The organism is Bradyrhizobium sp. 149, assembly GCF_023073915.1.
Lineage (GTDB): Bacteria > Pseudomonadota > Alphaproteobacteria > Rhizobiales > Xanthobacteraceae > Bradyrhizobium.
On sequence record NZ_JADPKK010000019.1, the window covers coordinates 158,994 to 178,005 of the forward strand.

The window sequence follows — 19,012 nt, forward strand, 5'->3', positions numbered from 1 at the left end:
CTCGCGTGCCGGTCGCCTCCGGCAGCAAATTCGAAAATCACTATGCGGGGCGCCCTGCCCTCGCGGCTCGGGGACTGGGCGCCGATGCCCGGCCGTTCAGGCCGGGCATGAGGGTCGTATTACTCGGCCGCTTCCGCCGTTCCCGGTCCGACCTTGGAATTGTGCAGGTCGACGTTGAGGCCGAGCGAGCGCATTTCCTTGACCAGCACGTTGAACGATTCCGGAATACCGGCCTCGAAGGTGTCGTCGCCACGCACGATCGCCTCGTACACCTTGGTACGGCCGGCGACGTCGTCCGACTTCACGGTCAGCATCTCCTGGAGCGTGTACGCCGCGCCGTAAGCCTCGAGCGCCCACACTTCCATTTCGCCGAAGCGCTGGCCGCCGAACTGCGCCTTGCCGCCCAGCGGTTGCTGGGTGACGAGCGAGTACGGACCGATCGAACGCGCGTGGATCTTGTCGTCGACGAGATGGTGCAGCTTGAGCATGTAGATGTAGCCCACCGTCACCTTGCGATCGAAGGCATCGCCGGTGCGGCCGTCATAGACGGTCGACTGACCCGAAGCGTCGAGACCGGCAAGCTTCAGCATTTCCTCGATGTCGGCTTCCTTGGCGCCGTCGAACACCGGCGTCGCGATCGGAACGCCGCGGCTCAGATTGTGGCCGAGTTCGATCAACTCGTTGTCGTTGAGCGACTTGATCGTCTCGTCCTCGCCGTAGACCTTCTTCAAGGTTTCCTTCAGCGGCCTGATGTCCTGCTTCGACAGGTAGGCATCGACCGTCTGGCCGATACGCTTGCCGAGGCCGGCGCAGGCCCAGCCGAGATGGGTCTCGAGAATCTGTCCGACGTTCATGCGCGAGGGCACGCCGAGCGGATTGAGCACGATGTCGGCGTGCGTACCGTCTTCGAGGAACGGCATGTCCTCGATCGGCACGATCTTCGACACCACGCCCTTGTTGCCGTGGCGGCCGGCCATCTTGTCGCCGGGCTGGATCTTGCGCTTCACCGCAACGAAGACCTTGACCATCTTCATCACGCCGGGCGGCAATTCGTCACCGCGCTGAAGCTTTTCGACCTTGTCGAGGAAGCGCTGCTCCAGCCCCTTCTTCGACTCGTCGTACTGCTTCCGCATGGCCTCGATCTCGGCCATCAGCTTGTCGTTCGGCGAAGCGAACAGCCACCACTGCGACTTCGGGTACTCCTCGAGCACCGCACGGGTGATCTTGGTGTCCTTCTTGAAGCCCTTCGGACCGGCGATGCCCTGCCGTCCCTCGAGCAGCTCGGCAAGACGGTTGTAGACGTTGCGGTCCAGGATCGCCTGCTCGTCGTCGCGGTCCTTGGCCAGACGCTCGATCTCTTCCCGTTCGATCGCCAGCGCGCGCTCGTCCTTGTCGACGCCATGACGGTTGAACACGCGCACTTCGACGATGGTGCCCTGCACGCCCGGAGGAACGCGCAGCGAGGTGTCGCGGACGTCGGAAGCCTTTTCGCCGAAGATGGCGCGCAGGAGCTTTTCTTCCGGCGTCATCGGGCTTTCGCCCTTCGGCGTGATCTTGCCGACCAGGATGTCGCCGGCGCGCACTTCCGCGCCGATGTACACGATGCCGGCTTCGTCGAGGTTCTTCAGCGCTTCTTCCGAAACGTTCGGAATGTCGCGGGTGATTTCCTCGGGTCCGAGCTTGGTGTCGCGGGCCATCACCTCGAATTCTTCGATATGAATTGAGGTAAATACGTCTTCCTTCACGATCCGCTCGGAGAGCAGGATCGAGTCTTCGAAGTTGTAGCCGTTCCACGGCATGAACGCGACCAGCACGTTCCGGCCGAGCGCGAGCTCGCCGAGATCGGTCGACGGACCGTCGGCGATGATGTCGCCCTTCTTGACGATGTCACCGACCTTCACCAGCGGACGCTGGTTGATGCAGGTCGACTGGTTGGAGCGCTGGTACTTCATCAGCCGGTAGATATCGACGCCCGACTTGGTCGGATCGAGATCTTCCGTGGCGCGGATGACGACGCGGGTTGCGTCGATCTGGTCGATCACGCCCGAACGGCGCGCTGCGATCGCAGCACCCGAGTCACGCGCAACTACGCCTTCCATGCCGGTGCCGACGAACGGCGCTTCGGCGCGAACCAGCGGCACCGCCTGGCGCTGCATGTTCGAGCCCATCAGCGCGCGGTTGGCGTCGTCGTTCTCGAGGAACGGGATCAGCGCGGCTGCGACCGAAACGAGCTGCTTCGGCGACACGTCCATGTAGTCGACCTTGTCCGGGGTCACCGGCAAGACTTCGCCGGCGTGACGGCAGACCACGAGATCTTCGGTGAAGCGGCCCTTCGGATCGAGCGGCACGTTGGCCTGCGCGACCGTGTAGCGGCCCTCTTCCATCGCCGAGAGGTACACGACCTCGTCGGTGACGCGGCCGTCCTTGACCTTGCGGTAAGGCGTCTCGACGAAGCCGTACTTGTTCACGCGCGCGAAGGTCGCGAGCGAGTTGATCAGGCCGATGTTCGGACCTTCCGGCGTCTCGATCGGGCAGATACGGCCGTAATGCGTCGGATGCACGTCGCGCACCTCGAAGCCGGCGCGCTCGCGGGTCAGACCGCCCGGTCCGAGCGCCGACAGGCGGCGCTTGTGGGTGATCTCCGACAGCGGGTTGGTCTGGTCCATGAACTGCGAGAGCTGCGACGAGCCGAAGAACTCGCGCACGGCGGCGGCCGCCGGCTTGGCGTTGATCAGGTCCTGCGGCATGACCGTGTCGATGTCGACCGAAGACATGCGCTCCTTGATCGCACGCTCCATGCGGAGCAAGCCGATGCGGTACTGGTTCTCCATGAGCTCGCCGACCGAACGCACACGGCGGTTGCCGAGATGGTCGATGTCGTCGATCTCGCCCTTGCCGTCGCGCAGATCCACCAGCGTCTTGATGACGGAGAGGATGTCTTCCTTGCGCAGCGTGCGCTGGGTGTCGGGCGCATCGAGGTCGAGGCGCATGTTCATCTTGACGCGGCCGACCGCCGAGAGGTCGTAGCGCTCGGCGTCGAAGAACAGCGACTGGAACATCGCCTGCGCCGAATCCAGCGTCGGCGGCTCGCCGGGACGCATCACGCGGTAGATGTCGAATAGCGCATCCTCGCGCGTCATGTTCTTGTCGGCCGCGAGCGTGTTGCGAATGTAGGCGCCGACATTGACGTGGTCGATCTCGAGCAGCGGCAGTTCCTTGTAGCCGTGCTCGTTGAGAACCTTGATCGACTTGTCGGTGATCTCCTCACCGGCTTCCGCGTGGATCTCGCCGGTCTTCGGGTTGACGAGGTCTTCGGCGATGTAGTTGCCGACGAGCTCCGCATCCGACAGGCGCAGCGCTTTCAGCCCCTTCTCCTGCATCTGACGCGCACCGCGCACGGTGAGCTTCTTGCCGGCTTCGAGCACGACCTTGCCGGTATCGGCGTCGATCAGGTCGTTGATGGTCGAGTAGCCGCGGAAACGATTGGCGTCGAACGGAACACGCCAGCCTTCCTTGATCCGCTTGTACTGGATTTTCTTGTAGAACGTGCTGAGGATCGCCTCGCCGTCGAGGCCGAGCGCGAACATCAGCGACGTCACCGGAAGCTTGCGGCGACGGTCGATACGCGCATAGACGATGTCCTTGGCGTCGAATTCGATGTCGAGCCAGGAGCCGCGATACGGGATCACGCGGGCGGCGAACAGCAGCTTGCCCGACGAATGGGTCTTGCCCTTGTCGTGGTCGAAGAACACGCCCGGCGAACGATGCATCTGCGAGACGATGACGCGCTCGGTGCCGTTGACGATGAAGGTGCCATTCATCGTCATGAGCGGGATGTCGCCCATGTAGACGTCCTGCTCCTTGATGTCCTTGACCGACTTCGCGCCGGTTTCCTCGTCGATATCGAACACGATGAGGCGCAGCGTCACCTTGAGCGGCGCCGCGAAGGTCATGCCGCGCTGGCGGCACTCGTCGACGTCGTATTTCGGCGGCTCGAACTCGTAGCGGACGAATTCCAGCATCGAGGTGCCCGAAAAGTCGGAGATCGGGAACACCGAGCGGAACACCGCCTGCAAGCCCTCATCCGACCGACCGCCCTCGGGCTCGTCGACCATCAGGAACTGGTCATAGGATGCCTTCTGAACCTCGATGAGGTTCGGCATCTCGGCAACTTCCTTGATGTGTCCAAAGAACTTGCGAACGCGTTTGCGACCGGTGAATGTCTGCTGCGCCATCGTGGCCTCTCATTTTCGTCGCCCGATTTGGGCGCGCCCTCCGGAACGCGGCTACCGCCGCTCCCCGGGTTGAATTTTTCGAACCCGCTTTGGGGGCCGGAGACTCAGTTTCAGGCAGGAATGTCCTGAATCTGTTCTTCAGACCTTCAAAACGCAAAACGACGCGCGGGGCGCAGGAGCGCGCCCGCCCGTCACAACCAACCTCTTCACGGACTGCAAAAGCCCGAAATAGCTTGCTCTCCCAACGGCTTACAGGGAATCCGGCATCCCTGCCCACCGCGCTTTCGTGCTGTCGACCCGATATGGGGCGACATTAGTGCAGATTCGAGGGGTAAACCCTCAAATCCACACACTTTTTCGTGTTCGGCTTGCGACGGGCGGTTCCGTCGCACGCCTTTTGCATCTGGCCCACTCCTGGGGAGTGGACCGAGATCCCGTTGCGCTGATGCTCACCGGGATCTCGTGCCAGCAAGCGTTGCTTACTTGAGCTCGACCTTCGCGCCAGCCTTCTCGAGCTGAGCCTTGAGCTTCTCGGCTTCGTCCTTGTTCACGCCTTCCTTGACAGGCTTCGGCGCGCCCTCGACGAGGTCCTTTGCTTCCTTCAGGCCCAGGCCGGTGATGGCGCGGACTTCCTTGATGACCTCGATCTTCTTGTCGCCGGCGGCGGCAAGAACGACCGTGAACTCGGTCTTCTCTTCGGCCGGAGCGGCGGCAGCGCCACCACCAGCCGGGCCGGCCACGGCGACAGCCGCGGCAGCCGAAACGCCCCACTTCTCTTCGAGGAGCTTCGCGAGTTCGGCAGCTTCGAGCACGGTGAGGCTCGAGAGGTCGTCAACGATCTTCTGCAGGTCAGCCATTGTTCAGTTTCCTTGAATGTAAGTCTGGTTCGGGTTTGAGTTTTGCGAAGGGCGTCAGGCCGCTTCGCCCTTTGAGGCATAAGCCTGGATGACGCGCGCGAGCTTGCCCGCGGGCGCGTTGGCGAGCTGAGCGATCTTGGTCGCCGGGGCCACAAGCAGGCCGACGATCTTGGCGCGCAGTTCGTCAAGCGACGGCAGCGAGGCAAGTGCCTTCACGCCGTCGACATTCAGGACGGTCTTTCCCATCGAGCCGCCAACGATGACGAACTTTTCGTTCGCCTTGGCGAATTCGACGGCGACCTTTGGCGCCGCTACCGGATCGTCAGAAGTGGCGATCACGGTCGGTCCCTTCAGCATGGGGCCGATGGCAACGACGTCAGTGCCTTCAAGAGCAATTTTGGCGAGACGGTTCTTCGAGACCTTCACCGAGGCGCCAGCCTGCTTCATCTGCGAGCGCAGCTTCTGCATCTGGGCAACGGTCAGGCCGGAATATTGGGCAACGACCGCGACGCTCGTGGTCTTGAAGACCCCATTGAGCTGTTCGACCGCTTCCTTTTTTGCCGCTCGTTCCACAGCAAGCTCTTTCCGGTTGGCGGTCATCGCGAAAGCGGGACCGCCGGGTTGCACCCATCGTCCCGCCCAAACCTGAACCTCAGGGCCAAACCCATCGGACACGCCGGGCAAGACGACAATTCAAAGCCTGCCCTCCGGGAGCCCGCTAGAGCCCACGGCGTGTCGAGGTCCGAACCAAACCCATTCCGCGACCGACCCTAAGGTGGGCACGAAGTGAAATCCGGCCTTCACCCGTCTATGCAGGCCATGCGATTAAGCCGTTGAGAAATCGAAATTCCCCGCGGGCGCCTGCAGTCTTGGACAGGACAAGGTCAGCCGGCGAACCGTCCGACCTCTGCCCGCATCCCACACCCGACGAATTTCCCTCCTTTTCCGGCAAATCCTCACGGACGCCCTGAAAAGGAATGATCTCCATCGCTTGTTTTCGGAATGCGTGCACGAACGCGCCAGCCGAGGCCGGCACGTCCGGAAGCGGTTCTTTAACCGCTCGGGGCCTGCTTGCCAAGAGCAAAATTCACACCAGTTCCAATCCGTTGCCGCGGGCGCTTGACCCGGGCCGTCACAGGCCGATTCAGGCTATTTGACCCCGTAAGGCAGCGGCTTGCCGTCGAAAAACGCGGTCAGGTTCGCCAGCACGCAGTTCTGCATGGCGATGTGCGATTCCAAGGTGTGGCCGCCGAGATGGGGAGCGAACACGACATTGGGCAGCGCCGTCAGCGCGTCCGGGGCGTGCGGTTCCTTGTCGTAGACGTCGAGACCGGCGCCGGCGATGGTCTCCTCGGCGAGCGCCGCCACCAGGGCCTTCTGGTCGATCACCGAGCCGCGGGAGATGTTGACGACATAGCCGTCCACCCCGAGGCGCTTGAGGATATCGGCGCTGACGGCATGCTGGGTATCGGCCCCCGCCCGGACCGCGATCATCAGCACGCTGCACCAGTCGGCGAGCGCTTCCAGCGTCGGGAAATATCGATAGGGCAGATCGTATTTGCTGCGGCTGAAATAGCCGACCTCGCTCTCGAATGCGGCGCAGCGCGCCGCGATTTTGCGGCCGATCTCACCCATGCCGTAGACGCCGATGCGGCGGCCGGGCATGCCCGCCTGGGGCCGCATCATCGGCGAGGGTTTTGACGCGGCCCAGTCGCCGCTGCGGACATATTGGTCGGCAACCAGGATCCGCCGCGTCGTCGCCAGCATCAAGGTCATCGCGATGTCGGCGACCGAGGCGGCATTGGCCCCGGGGCTATGGCCGACGGCGATGCCGCGGGCCGCAGCCGCCTTCAGGTCGACGCCGTCATAGCCGGTACCGTAGCAGACGATCGCGCCCAGCTTCGGAAACAGGTCCATCGCCTCCGCGCCGAGCGGCGTGCCGCCCGCCGTGAGCACCGCGCGGATGCCGCCGAGTTCGTCGGCCGAGAACACCTCGCCTGCGAGCTTGCCGCCGGTGTCGAGCAGTTCGAACCGCTCGGCGAAACGGGTCATCATCGACTTTGGAAAACGCGAGTAGATCAGGACCTTGTCAGTCATTGTTCTTGCTTCCAGTGAACGCCGTCACAAACGACGAGGGGCGGAATCGGTTGCCCAATTCCGCCCCTCGCCTCATGCGATTTCCAAATCTCAGCCGAGAATGGTGCCCGGCTCGACCTTCACGCCGGGGCCCATCGACGAGGACACCGCAACGCGCTGGATGTAGGTGCCCTTGGAACCGGCCGGCTTGGCCTTGGAGACGGCGTCAGCCAAAGCCTTGATGTTCTCGACCAGTTTTTCCTCGGTGAACGAGGCCTTGCCGACGCCGGCCTGCAGAATGCCGGCCTTTTCGACGCGGAACTCGACCGAGCCGCCCTTGGCACCCTTCACCGCACCGGTGACGTCCATGGTCACGGTGCCGATCTTCGGGTTTGGCATCAGGCCGCGCGGGCCGAGCACCTTACCGAGGCGACCGACCAGCGGCATCATGTCGGGGGTGGCGATGCAGCGGTCGAAATCGATCGTGCCGTTCTGCACCTTCTCGACCAGGTCCTCGGCGCCGACGACATCGGCACCTGCAGCCTTGGCTTCATCGGCCTTGGCACCGCGGGCGAACACGCCGACGCGGAGCGTACGGCCGGTGCCGTTCGGCAGGGTCACGACACCGCGGACCATCTGGTCGGCGTGACGCGGATCGACGCCGAGATTGATCGCGACCTCGATGGTCTCGTCGAACTTCGCTTTCGCGCGTTCCTTGACCATCTTGATGGCGTCCGCGAGCGGGTAAAGCTTTTCGCGATCAACACCTTCGCGGGCTTTTTTCAAACGCTTTCCGATTGCCATGTCCGTTTACCCCGCCACTTCCAGGCCCATCGAGCGGGCGGAGCCCTCGACCATCTTCATGGCCGATTCGATGGAATCGCAATTGAGATCCTTCATCTTCTTCTCGGCGATCTCGCGCACCTGCGCCTTGGTCACCGCGCCGGCCTTGTCACGGCCCGGAGCCTTGGAGCCGGACTGGATCTTGGCAGCCTGCTTGAGGAAGAAGGACATCGGCGGCGTCTTCATCTCGAAGGTGAAGGAACGGTCCGCATAAATGGTGATGACCACCGGGATCGGGGTGTTCTTCTCTTCCTTCTGGGTCTGGGCGTTGAACGCCTTGCAGAACTCCATGATGTTGAGACCGCGCTGACCAAGCGCGGGACCGATCGGGGGCGAAGGATTCGCCGCACCGGCCGGGACCTGAAGCTTCAGGTATCCGGTCACTTTCTTTGCCATGTATCACTCCTGTTGGGCCGGCTTGGGCCGGCGGTTTCAGGTTCGTGGTCTGGGTCGGATGCGGCTGGCAACCGCCCTCTCCCTCCCACGGCCTCTTGCTGCGTGAGACCGAAGTCTCACGCCTACCCGATCAGACCTTCTCGACCTGACCGAATTCCAGTTCGACCGGCGTGGCGCGGCCGAAGATCGATACCGCGACCTTCACGCGCGAGCGCGCCTCGTCGATTTCCTCGACGACACCCGAGAACGAGGCGAACGGGCCATCGGCCACGCGCACGTTCTCGCCGATCTCGAACGACACCGACGCCTTCGGCCGTTCCACGCCCTCCTGCACCTGGTGCAGGATGCGCATGGCCTCGGCTTCCGAGATCGGCATCGGCTTGTTCTCGGCGCCGAGGAAGCCGGTGACCTTCGGCGTGTTCTTGATCAGATGAAACGCCTCGTCGGTCAGCTTCATCTTCACCAGCACGTAGCCCGGGAAGAACTTGCGCTCGGCGTCGATCTTGCGGCCGCGGCGTACTTCCGTGACCTTCTCGGTCGGAACCAGCACCAGCTCGAACAGCTCCTCGAGCCCGCGCTGCTTGGCCTGCTCGCGGATCGATTCGGCGACCTTCTTCTCGAAGTTCGAATAGGCGTGGACGATGTACCAGCGCTTGTCAGACAATTGAGCCGTTGCTGTTGCCATCAGTGGATGCCCAGAAGGAAGGTGATGAGGACGCGGATAACCTGGTCGGCGGCGAAGAAGAAGATCGAGGCCACGGCGACCATGACGAACACCATGATGGTGGTGATCGTGGTCTCCCGGCGGGTCGGCCAGGTGACCTTGGCGGTCTCCGAGCGCACTTCCTGCAAGAACTTGAACGGGCTGACTGCCATCGCTTGATGTCCAACGTCCGTCGACAGACGCGAATGAATTTCAGGGATCCGAACAGCCGCCGTTGGCCCAGCCCTCTGTCTCGAAGGATGAGCCGGAAACCGGGCTCGATTGTTCGGGGATTTCAAAGCCGCGCCGGAGATCCGCGTCTAACGGGCCGGCTGCGAGTGCGCGGTATCTACTGCGGATGGGACCAAAGGTCAAGATAGCGAGGGCTCGCCCGGGTAAACCGACCTCCGCCGCCGACCCAGCAGAGATCAGACCGATCAAGGGCTTATCCGCCGCCTGCAAAGCCGCTCCCAAGACCTCAGCCGGTTCCTAGCAGGACCACACCACCGGGGCGCGCCCCACCAGCCGTCCCTTTAGCGACCCTGCACGGTCAGTCGGCCCGGTCGATCGTCGAAATGCCCGGCAACGGCACAACGAATTTTCCGCCCTCGGCGAAATAGCGGGCATGCTTGGCCCGGATCGGGTCCACATAGCGCCAGGCGAAGACGACGACGAACGCCGGCTTGCGCTCGTAAAGGGCGGCGGGCGGCAAGATCGGGATGTCGTAGCCCGGGCCGGCCATCACGTTCCCCTTCTTGGGATCATCGTCCACCAGGAAGTCGATCTTGTTCTCCAGGCCGAACTGCGGCAGCAGGGTCGTGGTACCGACAGAGACGCCGTAGCCGGCCACGACTTGACCGCGCGCATGGGCGGCATCGGCCATCGCGACCAAATCGTCGCGGATGGCGGCGATCCTCTTCGCATAGGGCGCATAGTAGGCCGGCTGGTCGACGCCGAGCCGATCTTCCTCGGCGATGAAGCGCGCGACCTCCGCGGACGGCTTCTTCGCGCCGCCGGCACGCTGCACGGTCACGCGGATCGAACCGCCCTTGGTTTCGATGTGCTGGACGTCGATCACTTCCATGCCGAGCCGGCCGAAGAAGCGCGTCAGCGGCTTGATGTTAAAATACGACAGATGCTCGTGATAGACGGTGTCGAGAAGGTTCTTCTCGGTGACATCGACGCCGTACTGCGTTTCGAAAACGAACAGGCCGTCCGGCGCAAGCACGTCGCGAACCCCGATTACCAGCGGATCGAGATTGTCGACATTGGCGATCATGTTGTTGGCGATCACGACGCTGGCCGCGCCGTGGCTTTGCAGGATGCGGCGACCGATGGCATCGGTGAAGAAATCGCCGATGGTCTCGATCCCCGCTTCCGTCGCGCGCCGCGCGATCTCGACGGCGGGATCAACACCCAGCACCCGCATGCCACGCTCCCTGAAGAAGCCGAGCAGCGATCCGTCGTTGCTGCCGAGCTCGACGACCAGCGAGCCCGGCGCGATGGCGAACCGGCTGACGACGTCGTTGGCATAGCCTGCGAAATGCTCCCGCAGGCCAAGCGAGAGCGAGGTGGTGTAGACGTAGTTGCGGTACTGGATCTCCGGATTGCCGACCTGGAGAATCTGCAGGTGGCCGCAATCTGCGCACAGATGCAACGCCATCGGCACCGCGGCGCGAAAGACGGGATCATCGAGGCTCGCGTTCGGCACTTGGAAGTTCGGCGTGCCAATGGGCATGCCTGCCATCGGGACGACCAGCTCTTGCTTGTCCGAATGACAGAGGCGGCAGGTATGGCGGACGTAAAACAGGTTTTTCATCATGGAACCGGAAAACGGAGACATGCAAGCGGGTGAGGCAATCTCACCCCGTGGTGATCAGATCGACGGCAATGGTCAAGAGGGTCAAGGGTGGCTCGATACCTCCTCGGCCTTCGCCAACCCGTAGTTCGGCGAATCACTCGCAGCCTTCGCCGCATTGTCTGCTGAATACGAGCCGCGCTCCGGACCTAACCAGCCAGATCACGCCCCCTGCGAGGCCGACAATCACGCTGATGGCACCCAGCAGGAGCGAGACCGAGAGCGCCTCCTCGGAAGGAACGCCTGCGAGGCCAAGACAGGCGACCATCGCCCCCTCACGAACGCCCCAGCCGCTGATCGAGATCGGAACAGCCGTTAACAGCACCACCGGCGGAATCAGGATGCCGGCGTCCAGCAGGGAGAGCTGCGCTCCCACGCCGCGCGCCAAGGCGTAGCAGGCCACTGCCGTCACGAGATGGATGAGGAGCGCCGATCCGAACAGCAAACCGCGGCGTTCGCATTGCAGGAGAAGAAACCTGACGAGCGTTCCGAACCGCACGAAGCTTGCGATCGCGGGAAGCGCGGTGAGTCGCTTCGGCAGACGATCGAGCGTCAACAGGACCACGGTGCCGGCGACGCCGGCTAGCGTCAGCCCGCCGATGGCCAGGATCGCGGCCTGATTGGACACGCGTGACATCAGGAACGGCAATCCCGCCACCATCAGCACGATCAGCCCGATCAACGCGGTGAAACGGTCTGCCGCAACGCCCTTGACTGCGTCCGGCCACTGCACGCCACGCTGCCGCAGCAGCCACATCCGCACCGCGTCGCCGCCGACCGACGACGGCAGCACCTGGTTGAACCAGAGGCTGATCATGAGGATCCGCCAGCCGGCGAGCCAATCCAGCGACACGCCGAGCGCGCGCATGATCAGCCTCCACCGACCGTTGAGCACGAATGTCTGAACGAAGATCAGCGCCAGGGCGAGGACGAACAGGAAGGGATCGACGGAGACGAGATGGGTCCGCAACTGCTGCAGGTCGAGCCCGCGCGCGATGTAAACCGGCACCGCGATCGACAGCAGCAGCTTCACCGAAAACAGAGCCGCCTGCTTGAACCGCGACTGCATCGGATCCCCGCCTCAGGACGCCGGATATTCCGCGCGACCGATGACGAGGTCGATCGCGGCCATCATCCAGAACTGGTGCGTGGTCTCCACAATGTTGTAGCTGCGGCTATCGACGTAAAAATTGACGTCGCCGAGACTGCGCAGCGGATTGTCCGCATTCATGCCCGACAACGTGATCACGTCGAGCTTCATCGTCCGCGCCTGCGCGACCGCATTGAGAATGTTCTTCGAGCGCCCCGACGAGCTGATCGCGACGAGGCAGTCGCCGGCGCGGGCGCTCAGCCGCACCGCATGCGCGAGCCAGTCCTCGAAACCGTAATCATTGGCAAGGCACGACATCATGCTGGCGTCGCTGAAGCAGTGTGCGGGCACCGATGCGTTCTTCGCCAGATCGATCGCGAGATGCGAAGCGATGCCGGCCGAGCCGCCGTTGCCGATGAAGATGACGCGACCGCCCTGCTCGCGCGCGCGCAACCAGGTTGCGCGGGTGGCGGAGATCCTCGCGAAAACGCCGTCGTCAACCGCCGTCGCACGATGGAGGCGCCCCACGTAATCGTCGAGGAAAGCCTTGTGATCGGGATCGACGGACTCGGCGGGCATGGGCTCGCGGCTCGACTGCAACATGGCGCCCTGATACCGGCTATTACTAGGGATTGCAAAGGGATAATACTTGCAAAAGGTGCGAGCGACTGTTAGTCGGCTTGAGAGTTCGACTCAAATTGGCGGGCCTGTTTCGCTGGGCATTCGCATCACGGATGTTCCCCATGAAATGCATCGTAACTGGTGGCGCCGGCTTCATCGGCAGTCACCTCGTCGATCGCCTCCTCGACGACGGCCACGACGTCATCGCGCTCGATAATTTCGTGATCGGACGTCCTGAAAATCTGGCGTCGCGCGCCGATTCGAGCCGGCTGAAGATCGTGCGGGCCGACGTCACCGAACTCGAATCGATCAAGCCGCATTTCGACGGCATCGACTGGGTCTTCCATCTCGCGGCGCTGGCCGACATCGTTCCCTCGATCGAGTCCCCGATCCCGTATCATCGCGCCAATGTCGACGGCACGGTCAACGTTCTCGAGGCTGCACGGCAGGCGGGCGTCAGCCGCTTCGTTTATGCCGCGTCGTCATCCTGCTACGGAATTCCCGACGCCTATCCGACGCCGGAGAGCGCCGAGATCCGGCCGATGTATCCCTATGCGCTCACCAAGAATCTCGGCGAACAGTGCGTCATGCACTGGTGCCAGGTCTACAAGCTGCCCGCGGTCGCGCTGCGCCTGTTCAACGTGTACGGGCCGCGCCATCGCACCACGGGCACTTACGGCGCCGTGTTCGGCGTGTTCATGGCGCAGAAGCTCGCCGGCAAGCCCTTCACGGTGGTCGGCGATGGCGAGCAGACCCGCGACTTCACCTTCGTCAGCGATGTCGCCGACGCCTTCGTGACCGCGGCGCGCTCCGAGGTCTCGAACGAAATTTTCAACGTCGGCTCCGACAACACCTACAGCGTCAACCGACTGATCGAGCTTCTCGGCGGCGACAAGGTCCACATTCCCAAGCGTCCCGGCGAGCCCGATTGCACCTATGCCGATATCACCAAGATCAAGCGCATCCTGAAATGGACGCCGAAGGTGAAATTCGAGGACGGCGTCGCGACGATGCTGAAGTCGATGGATCAGTACAAGGACGCGCCGCTCTGGACAGTGGACAAGATCGCGGACGCCACGAAGGACTGGTTCAAGTATCTTGGCGGCGACAACGACACGGCGTCCAGCACGCCGCAGAAGACAAGCCGTTGAGCAGACTCGTCTCGACCTCAACGCCCTTGCCGTCGACCGACCAATTGGAGACTCGCCGCCTGAGACCGGCCGGCGCTTTGGGATGATCAAGATGGGTAATCCGACCGACAATCCCGCGTCGAACGACCAACTGGCGACGCACGAAAAGATCAAGACAATCGAGGAACTGGGCGAGATCGCGCGATCCGCGCAAGCGCAGGGACGGACGGTTGCACTCTGCCACGGCGTCTTCGACCTCGTGCATCTCGGCCATATCAGGCACATCCAGGCGGCGCGCAACGAAGGCGACGTCGTCATGGTGACGATCACGGCGGACCGCTACGTCAACAAGGGACCGGGTCGGCCGATCTTCCCCGAAAGCATGCGGGCCGAGATGCTGGCCTCGCTCGCAAACGTCGATTGGGTCGGCATCAATCACACCTCCAGCGCCGAACCGATCCTGGATACGGTGCGGCCGGACATCTACGTGAAGGGTTCCGACTACGAGAACCCCGAAGACGACGTGACCGGCAAGATCCGGACGGAGCGCGACGCCGTCGAGCGTCACGGCGGACGCATCGTGTTCACGCGCGACGTGACGTTCAGCTCCTCATCGCTCGTGAACCGGTATTTCGACATCTACGATCCTCCACTCCGTGACTATCTGCAAAAGGTCCGTGAAGGTGACGGCGCCGATCGCCTGCTGAAGCTGATCGACAAGGTGCAGGACATGCACGTCGTGCTGGTCGGCGACACGATCGTCGACGAGTACCAATACGTCACGGCGCTCGGGAAGGCCTCGAAGGAAAACATCGTCGCCACGCTATTCAAGAACGGCGAGCAATTTGCCGGCGGCGTCATTGCCGCGGCGAACCATGTCGCGAGCTTCTGCAAGTCGGTCGAGATCGTCACGACGCTGGGCGGCAACGACTATCCCGAGGAGTTCATCCGCGCGCATATCCGCCCGAATGTCACGCTGACGCCGATCCGCATTCAGGGCCGTCCGACGACCCGCAAATCGCGGTTCGTCGAGCTGGGATACCTTCACAAGCTGTTCGAAGTCTACACCATGGACGACACGCCGCTCGATGAGGCTGACCGGAAGGAGATCGACCGCATCACCGCCGAGCGCGTGCGCGGCGCGGACGTGGTGATCGTCACCGATTTCGGTCACGGCATGATCGCGTCGAGCACGATCGACACTTTGATCGCCAACTCCAGGTTCCTGGCGGTCAACGCCCAGAGCAACAGCGGCAATCACGGCTACAATCTGATCACGAAGTACCCGCGGGCCGACTACATTTGCATCGACGCACCGGAAGCGCGTCTGGCGGCAACGGACAAGTTCAGCGACATCGCCTCCGTGATCGAGGTCGGCCTGCACCGCAAGATCGACTGCAACAACATGATTATCACGCACGGCTCTTTCGGCTGCTACCCGTTCTCGTCCAAAACCGGCGTCACGCGCGTTCCCGCCTTCACCAAAACCGTCGTCGACACCGTCGGCGCGGGGGACGCGTTCCTGACGATCACCGCGCCGCTGGTCGCCGCCGGCGGCCATATCGAGGACGTCGCCTTCATCGGCAACGCCGCCGGCGCGATCAAGGTCGGGATCGTCGGCCACCGTAGCTCGGTCGAGAAGGTGCCGCTGGTCAAATTCGTCACCGCGTTGTTGAAGTAACGCGAACGGCAGATACTGGAGAACGACAGTGATTGATCAAACATGGAATGTGATGGTCACCGGTGGTGCCGGCTATGTCGGCAGCGTGCTGGTTCCGCAGTTGCTCGCCGCCGGCCATAAGGTCACCGTGCTCGACCTGTTCATGTATGGCGAGGACGTCTTCGATGCCGTCCGCACCAACTCCAATTTGCGCCTGATCAAGGGCGACATCCGCGATGAAGCCGCGATCAACGAGGCGCTGCGCGGCAACAACGCCGTGATCCACCTCGCCTGCATCTCCAACGACCCGTCATTCGAGCTGGATCCGGGGCTCGGCAAGTCCATCAACTACGACTGCTTCCGGCCGATGGTACGCGCCGCCAAGAAGGCGGGCATCAAGCGCTTCATCTACGCCTCCTCGTCCAGTGTCTACGGCATCAAGGACGAGGCCGAGGTGACCGAGGACCTGTCCTGCGAGCCGCTCACGGACTACTCGAAGTTCAAGGCGATGTGCGAGACCGACCTTGCCGACGAGGCCGCGTCCGGTTTCGTCGCCTGCACGGTTCGTCCCGCCACCGTCTGCGGCTACGCACCGCGGCAGCGGCTCGACGTCGTCGTCAACATCCTGACCAATCTCGCGGTCAACACCGGCCGCATCCGCGTGTTCGGCGGAACGCAGCGCCGGCCCAACCTGCACATCGAGGACATGTCCGCCGCCTATCTGTTCCTGCTCCAGCAGGATGACGCAAAGATCGACGGCAAGACCTACAATATAGGCTACGAGAACCACTCGCTGATGAAGATCGCCGACATCGTAAAGTCGGTGGTCGGCAGCAATGTCGACGTCGTCGTCGAGCCGACCGACGATCTCCGCTCGTACCACGTCTCTTCGGAGAAGATCCGCCGCGAGCTCGGCTTTGCGCCGACCCACACGATCGAGAACGCCGTGTCCGGCCTCGTGAACGCCTTCAAGGCCGGCCGCCTGCCGAACTCGCTCAACGACCCCCGGTACTTCAATATCAAGATGATGCAGAACATCAGCCTGAAGTGAGCGGCGTGCGGATCGGCATCGATTTCGACAACACGATCATCTGCTACGACAAGGTCTTCGCCGCCGTCGCCCGTCAGCGTGGGCTGGTCCCGGAGGGGTGGGAGGGGCTCAAGACCGATGTGCGGGATCATCTCCGGTCCCGCGAGGGCGGCGAACTCGCTTGGCAAGGACTGCAAGGCTTCGCCTACGGCAAGGGAATTGGCGGCGCCGAAATCTATCCGGGGGTGCGGGAATTCCTGGCAATGTGCAAGCAGGCCGGCTCGAAGGTCTCCATCGTCAGCCACAAGACCCGATTCGGTCATCAGGACCCCGACCGCACCGACCTGCGCGCCGCCGCGCGCAGCTGGCTACGGGGCGCCAACCTGATCGACGCTGCGGATGCGGCGCTGGACATCGGCGACGTCTATTTCGAGGACACGCTGGCCGCCAAGGTCGAGAGACTTGCGAGCCTGGAGCTCGATATCTTCATCGACGATCTCGTTGATGTCTTCGAGCAACCGCATTTTCCGAAGACCACGCGATCGATCCTGTTCACGCGGTCGCAGCCTCCCCACCCCGAACATTGCAAGCCGATCGCGACATGGGCCGATATCCGCCGCGAGGTGTTTGCGGCATGAGCGAGACCGACATCACCGCGCCGGATGCGATGGCGATCGGCAGCCGCCTGGCCTGTGCGCGGGTTGCTGCCGCCCAGCCGGCACGGTCCGGCGGCAACAACAGGGTATTTCGACTGGAGATGGCAGAGGGAGCGCCCCTTGCCCTCAAGCATTATCCGTCCGACGGACGCGATCGCCTGGGGCAGGAATATGACGCACTCTCGTTTCTGTCGCGCCACGGCATCATGTCGACGCCGCGACCGGTCGCCAAGGACGCGGATGCGTTCTGCGCGCTATACCAATGGTTCGACGGCGAGGCCGCGGTGCTGCGCCCTCAAGGCGACGATGCCGATCAGCTCGCCGATTTCCTGATCGAGTTGCAGAAACTGCGCGACGCCGAAGGCGCGCAGAATTTGCGGAACGCCTCGGCCAGCGTCTTTTCGCCCGAGGCAGCCATCGCCCAGTACGAGCAGCGCCTGGACAGACTGAGGCGGGCCTCGGATGATCATCCCGACCTTCGCGCGTTCATGGAGGGCAGCCTGGTTCCCAGCACTGTCGTCGCGATTCGGCAGCTCCGCCGACGCTATGCGGAACTGGGGCGGGATCCGGCGGCGGACCTTGCGCCCGTCCATCGTGCGCTAAGTCCGTCAGATTTCGGACTGCACAACGCGCTGCGCGCCGAAGACGGGAGCTTGCGATTCATCGACTTCGAATATTTTGGCTGGGACGATCCGGTCAAGCTCGTGTCCGACACCGCAATTCACCCCGGCAGCGATCTGCCCGAGGCGAGCGCGAATCGCTTGATCGAACGGCTGTCGCGTACCTTCGAGGCCCGGGATGACGCGTTTGCGATCCGCCGTGACGTGCTGTATCCTGTGTTCGTGGCGATTTGGTGCCTGATTGTCCTGAATGCCTATTTGCCGGAAAGCCGCTCCCGGCGCGCCATGGCTGCGCAAGGTGGCGATCTGACGGTCCGCCTTGCCGGTCAGCTCGACAAAGCCCGACGGCTCCACCAAACGATTTACCCAAACGATTCGCAGACGTGATCCAGATCTCACCCCACGCTGAAGCTGCCCTCGCCTGCACGCTGGACGAGCGCAGCCTTTATTTGCGCCGCCTGGTCCTCGGCTCTGTCCGCTCCGCAGGACGCGGACATGTCGGTCCGGCATTGTCGCTGATCGAGATGGTCCGTGTACTCTACGACGACGTGTTGCGGATCGATCCGAACAACCCGCGCGATCCAGCCCGCGACCGCGCCATCCTCAGCAAGGGACACGGGTGTCTGGCGCTCTATGCGCTCTTGGCCGATCGCGGCTTCTTTCCGCTGTCGGAGCTGGACAGCTTCTGCGGCCCCGACAGTATTTTGGGCGGACATCCAGAGTACGGAATGGTGCCTGGGGTCGAGGCGTCGACCGGCGCGCTAGGACACGGCCTGTCGATCGGTGTCGGACTTGCGCTCGCCGCGCGCATGCGCGAGCGCACCTACCGCACCTTCGTCCTGCTCGGCGATGGCGAGATCAACGAGGGATCGGTGTGGGAAGCCGCCATGGGCGCGGCCAAGCACGGGCTCGACAATCTGGTCGCGCTGATCGACTACAACAAGCTGCAGAGCTACGGCCCCACCGACTACGTCCTGCCGCTGGAGCCGCTCGCGGACAAATGGCGCAGCTTCGGCTTTGCCGTGCAGGAGCTTAACGGCCACGACGTCGGCGCCCTGCGCACCGTCCTGAAGCAGATCCCGGCCGTTCCGGGAAAGCCAACCGCGATCATCTGCCATACCGTGAAGGGCAAGGGTCTGCCGGCGGCGGAATCCAACGCCGATTGGCATCACAAAAACAAGCTGACCGACAGCGAGCTCGACGCCATCCGCGTCGCCGTCGGCGATTTTTGATCGGC

At 63.2% G+C, this 19,012-nt stretch carries 17 protein-coding genes; 6 read left to right on the plus strand and 11 right to left on the minus strand.

Going from position 1 to position 19,012, the window contains the following annotated elements; translation table 11 throughout:
- Positions 1 to 119 precede the first annotated feature (119 nt).
- From rpoB to IVA88_RS12410, 11 genes are all read right to left on the minus strand, one after another.
- Complete coding sequence (rpoB, locus tag IVA88_RS12360) at positions 120 to 4,235, minus strand: DNA-directed RNA polymerase subunit beta (protein ID WP_247497536.1); 4,116 nt, start codon at positions 4,233 to 4,235, stop codon at positions 120 to 122.
- Between the two features lie 479 nt (positions 4,236 to 4,714).
- Positions 4,715 to 5,092 carry a 50S ribosomal protein L7/L12 gene (gene rplL / locus IVA88_RS12365; RefSeq protein ID WP_007602994.1) on the minus strand — a complete coding sequence of 126 codons (378 nt, stop codon included), beginning with the start codon at positions 5,090 to 5,092 and terminating at the stop codon, positions 4,715 to 4,717.
- Between the two features lie 54 nt (positions 5,093 to 5,146).
- Complete coding sequence (gene rplJ, locus IVA88_RS12370; protein WP_247497537.1) at positions 5,147 to 5,665, minus strand: 50S ribosomal protein L10; 519 nt, start codon at positions 5,663 to 5,665, stop codon at positions 5,147 to 5,149.
- A 576-nt stretch (positions 5,666 to 6,241) separates the two neighbouring features.
- Positions 6,242 to 7,189: a 2-hydroxyacid dehydrogenase gene (locus IVA88_RS12375; RefSeq protein ID WP_247497538.1), complete on the minus strand. Its 948-nt coding sequence runs from the start codon at positions 7,187 to 7,189 to the stop codon at positions 6,242 to 6,244.
- Positions 7,190 to 7,279: 90 nt separating this feature from the next.
- Positions 7,280 to 7,972 carry a 50S ribosomal protein L1 gene (rplA, locus tag IVA88_RS12380; RefSeq protein ID WP_247497539.1) on the minus strand — a complete coding sequence of 231 codons (693 nt, stop codon included), beginning with the start codon at positions 7,970 to 7,972 and terminating at the stop codon, positions 7,280 to 7,282.
- Between the two features lie 6 nt (positions 7,973 to 7,978).
- Positions 7,979 to 8,407 (minus strand): 50S ribosomal protein L11, encoded by a 429-nt coding sequence (rplK, locus tag IVA88_RS12385; protein ID WP_007602986.1) that lies wholly within the window; start codon positions 8,405 to 8,407, stop codon positions 7,979 to 7,981.
- A gap of 130 nt (positions 8,408 to 8,537) precedes the next feature.
- Positions 8,538 to 9,092 (minus strand): transcription termination/antitermination protein NusG, encoded by a 555-nt coding sequence (gene nusG / locus IVA88_RS12390; RefSeq protein WP_007602985.1) that lies wholly within the window; start codon positions 9,090 to 9,092, stop codon positions 8,538 to 8,540.
- A complete protein-coding gene (gene secE, locus IVA88_RS12395) occupies positions 9,092 to 9,283 on the minus strand; it encodes a preprotein translocase subunit SecE (protein ID WP_135166019.1) in 192 nt (63 codons plus the stop codon). Before secE ends, nusG begins: the two co-directional genes overlap by 1 nt.
- 377 nt (positions 9,284 to 9,660) lie before the next feature.
- Positions 9,661 to 10,953: a class I SAM-dependent methyltransferase gene (locus tag IVA88_RS12400; protein WP_346657587.1), complete on the minus strand. Its 1,293-nt coding sequence runs from the start codon at positions 10,951 to 10,953 to the stop codon at positions 9,661 to 9,663.
- Positions 10,954 to 11,065: 112 nt separating this feature from the next.
- A complete protein-coding gene (locus IVA88_RS12405) occupies positions 11,066 to 12,037 on the minus strand; it encodes a lysylphosphatidylglycerol synthase transmembrane domain-containing protein (protein ID WP_247497541.1) in 972 nt (323 codons plus the stop codon).
- A gap of 12 nt (positions 12,038 to 12,049) precedes the next feature.
- A complete protein-coding gene (locus IVA88_RS12410) occupies positions 12,050 to 12,637 on the minus strand; it encodes an SIS domain-containing protein (protein WP_247497542.1) in 588 nt (195 codons plus the stop codon).
- A gap of 164 nt (positions 12,638 to 12,801) precedes the next feature.
- Here IVA88_RS12410 and IVA88_RS12415 point away from each other — a divergent pair, with 164 nt between their 5' ends.
- The 6 genes from IVA88_RS12415 (at position 12,802) to IVA88_RS12440 (ending at position 19,007) form a co-directional block, all read left to right on the plus strand.
- On the plus strand, positions 12,802 to 13,830 hold the full coding sequence (locus IVA88_RS12415) for an SDR family oxidoreductase (RefSeq protein ID WP_247497543.1): 1,029 nt from the start codon (positions 12,802 to 12,804) through the stop codon (positions 13,828 to 13,830).
- A gap of 91 nt (positions 13,831 to 13,921) precedes the next feature.
- Positions 13,922 to 15,490 (plus strand): PfkB family carbohydrate kinase, encoded by a 1,569-nt coding sequence (locus IVA88_RS12420; protein WP_247497544.1) that lies wholly within the window; start codon positions 13,922 to 13,924, stop codon positions 15,488 to 15,490.
- A 28-nt stretch (positions 15,491 to 15,518) separates the two neighbouring features.
- Positions 15,519 to 16,520 (plus strand): SDR family oxidoreductase, encoded by a 1,002-nt coding sequence (locus IVA88_RS12425; RefSeq protein ID WP_247497545.1) that lies wholly within the window; start codon positions 15,519 to 15,521, stop codon positions 16,518 to 16,520.
- Between the two features lie 5 nt (positions 16,521 to 16,525).
- The gene (locus IVA88_RS12430) at positions 16,526 to 17,137 is read left to right on the plus strand and encodes a hypothetical protein (protein WP_247497546.1); all 612 of its coding nucleotides are present in this window, start codon (positions 16,526 to 16,528) and stop codon (positions 17,135 to 17,137) included.
- Positions 17,134 to 18,162 (plus strand): aminoglycoside phosphotransferase family protein, encoded by a 1,029-nt coding sequence (locus IVA88_RS12435; RefSeq protein ID WP_247497547.1) that lies wholly within the window; start codon positions 17,134 to 17,136, stop codon positions 18,160 to 18,162. Before IVA88_RS12430 ends, IVA88_RS12435 begins: the two co-directional genes overlap by 4 nt.
- Positions 18,159 to 19,007, plus strand: a complete 849-nt coding sequence (locus IVA88_RS12440) for a transketolase (protein WP_247497548.1) — start codon at positions 18,159 to 18,161, stop codon at positions 19,005 to 19,007. The genes IVA88_RS12435 and IVA88_RS12440 overlap by 4 nt, the downstream gene beginning before the upstream one ends.
- Positions 19,008 to 19,012: the final 5 nt, after the last annotated feature.

What these genes read in the sequence shown, in the direction of transcription:
- rpoB (WP_247497536.1), bottom strand. Translation starts at nt 4,235, where the DNA reads ATGGCGCAGCAGACATTCACCGGTCGCAAACGCGTTCGCAAGTTCTTT.
- rplL (WP_007602994.1), bottom strand. Translation starts at nt 5,092, where the DNA reads ATGGCTGACCTGCAGAAGATCGTTGACGACCTCTCGAGCCTCACCGTG.
- IVA88_RS12375 (WP_247497538.1), bottom strand. Translation starts at nt 7,189, where the DNA reads ATGACTGACAAGGTCCTGATCTACTCGCGTTTTCCAAAGTCGATGATG.
- rplA (WP_247497539.1), bottom strand. Translation starts at nt 7,972, where the DNA reads ATGGCAATCGGAAAGCGTTTGAAAAAAGCCCGCGAAGGTGTTGATCGC.
- rplK (WP_007602986.1), bottom strand. Translation starts at nt 8,407, where the DNA reads ATGGCAAAGAAAGTGACCGGATACCTGAAGCTTCAGGTCCCGGCCGGT.
- nusG (WP_007602985.1), bottom strand. Translation starts at nt 9,092, where the DNA reads ATGGCAACAGCAACGGCTCAATTGTCTGACAAGCGCTGGTACATCGTC.
- secE (WP_135166019.1), bottom strand. Translation starts at nt 9,283, where the DNA reads ATGGCAGTCAGCCCGTTCAAGTTCTTGCAGGAAGTGCGCTCGGAGACC.
- IVA88_RS12400 (WP_346657587.1), bottom strand. Translation starts at nt 10,953, where the DNA reads ATGTCTCCGTTTTCCGGTTCCATGATGAAAAACCTGTTTTACGTCCGC.
- IVA88_RS12405 (WP_247497541.1), bottom strand. Translation starts at nt 12,037, where the DNA reads ATGCAGTCGCGGTTCAAGCAGGCGGCTCTGTTTTCGGTGAAGCTGCTG.
- IVA88_RS12410 (WP_247497542.1), bottom strand. Translation starts at nt 12,637, where the DNA reads ATGCCCGCCGAGTCCGTCGATCCCGATCACAAGGCTTTCCTCGACGAT.
- IVA88_RS12415 (WP_247497543.1), top strand. Translation starts at nt 12,802, where the DNA reads ATGAAATGCATCGTAACTGGTGGCGCCGGCTTCATCGGCAGTCACCTC.
- IVA88_RS12420 (WP_247497544.1), top strand. Translation starts at nt 13,922, where the DNA reads ATGGGTAATCCGACCGACAATCCCGCGTCGAACGACCAACTGGCGACG.
- IVA88_RS12435 (WP_247497547.1), top strand. Translation starts at nt 17,134, where the DNA reads ATGAGCGAGACCGACATCACCGCGCCGGATGCGATGGCGATCGGCAGC.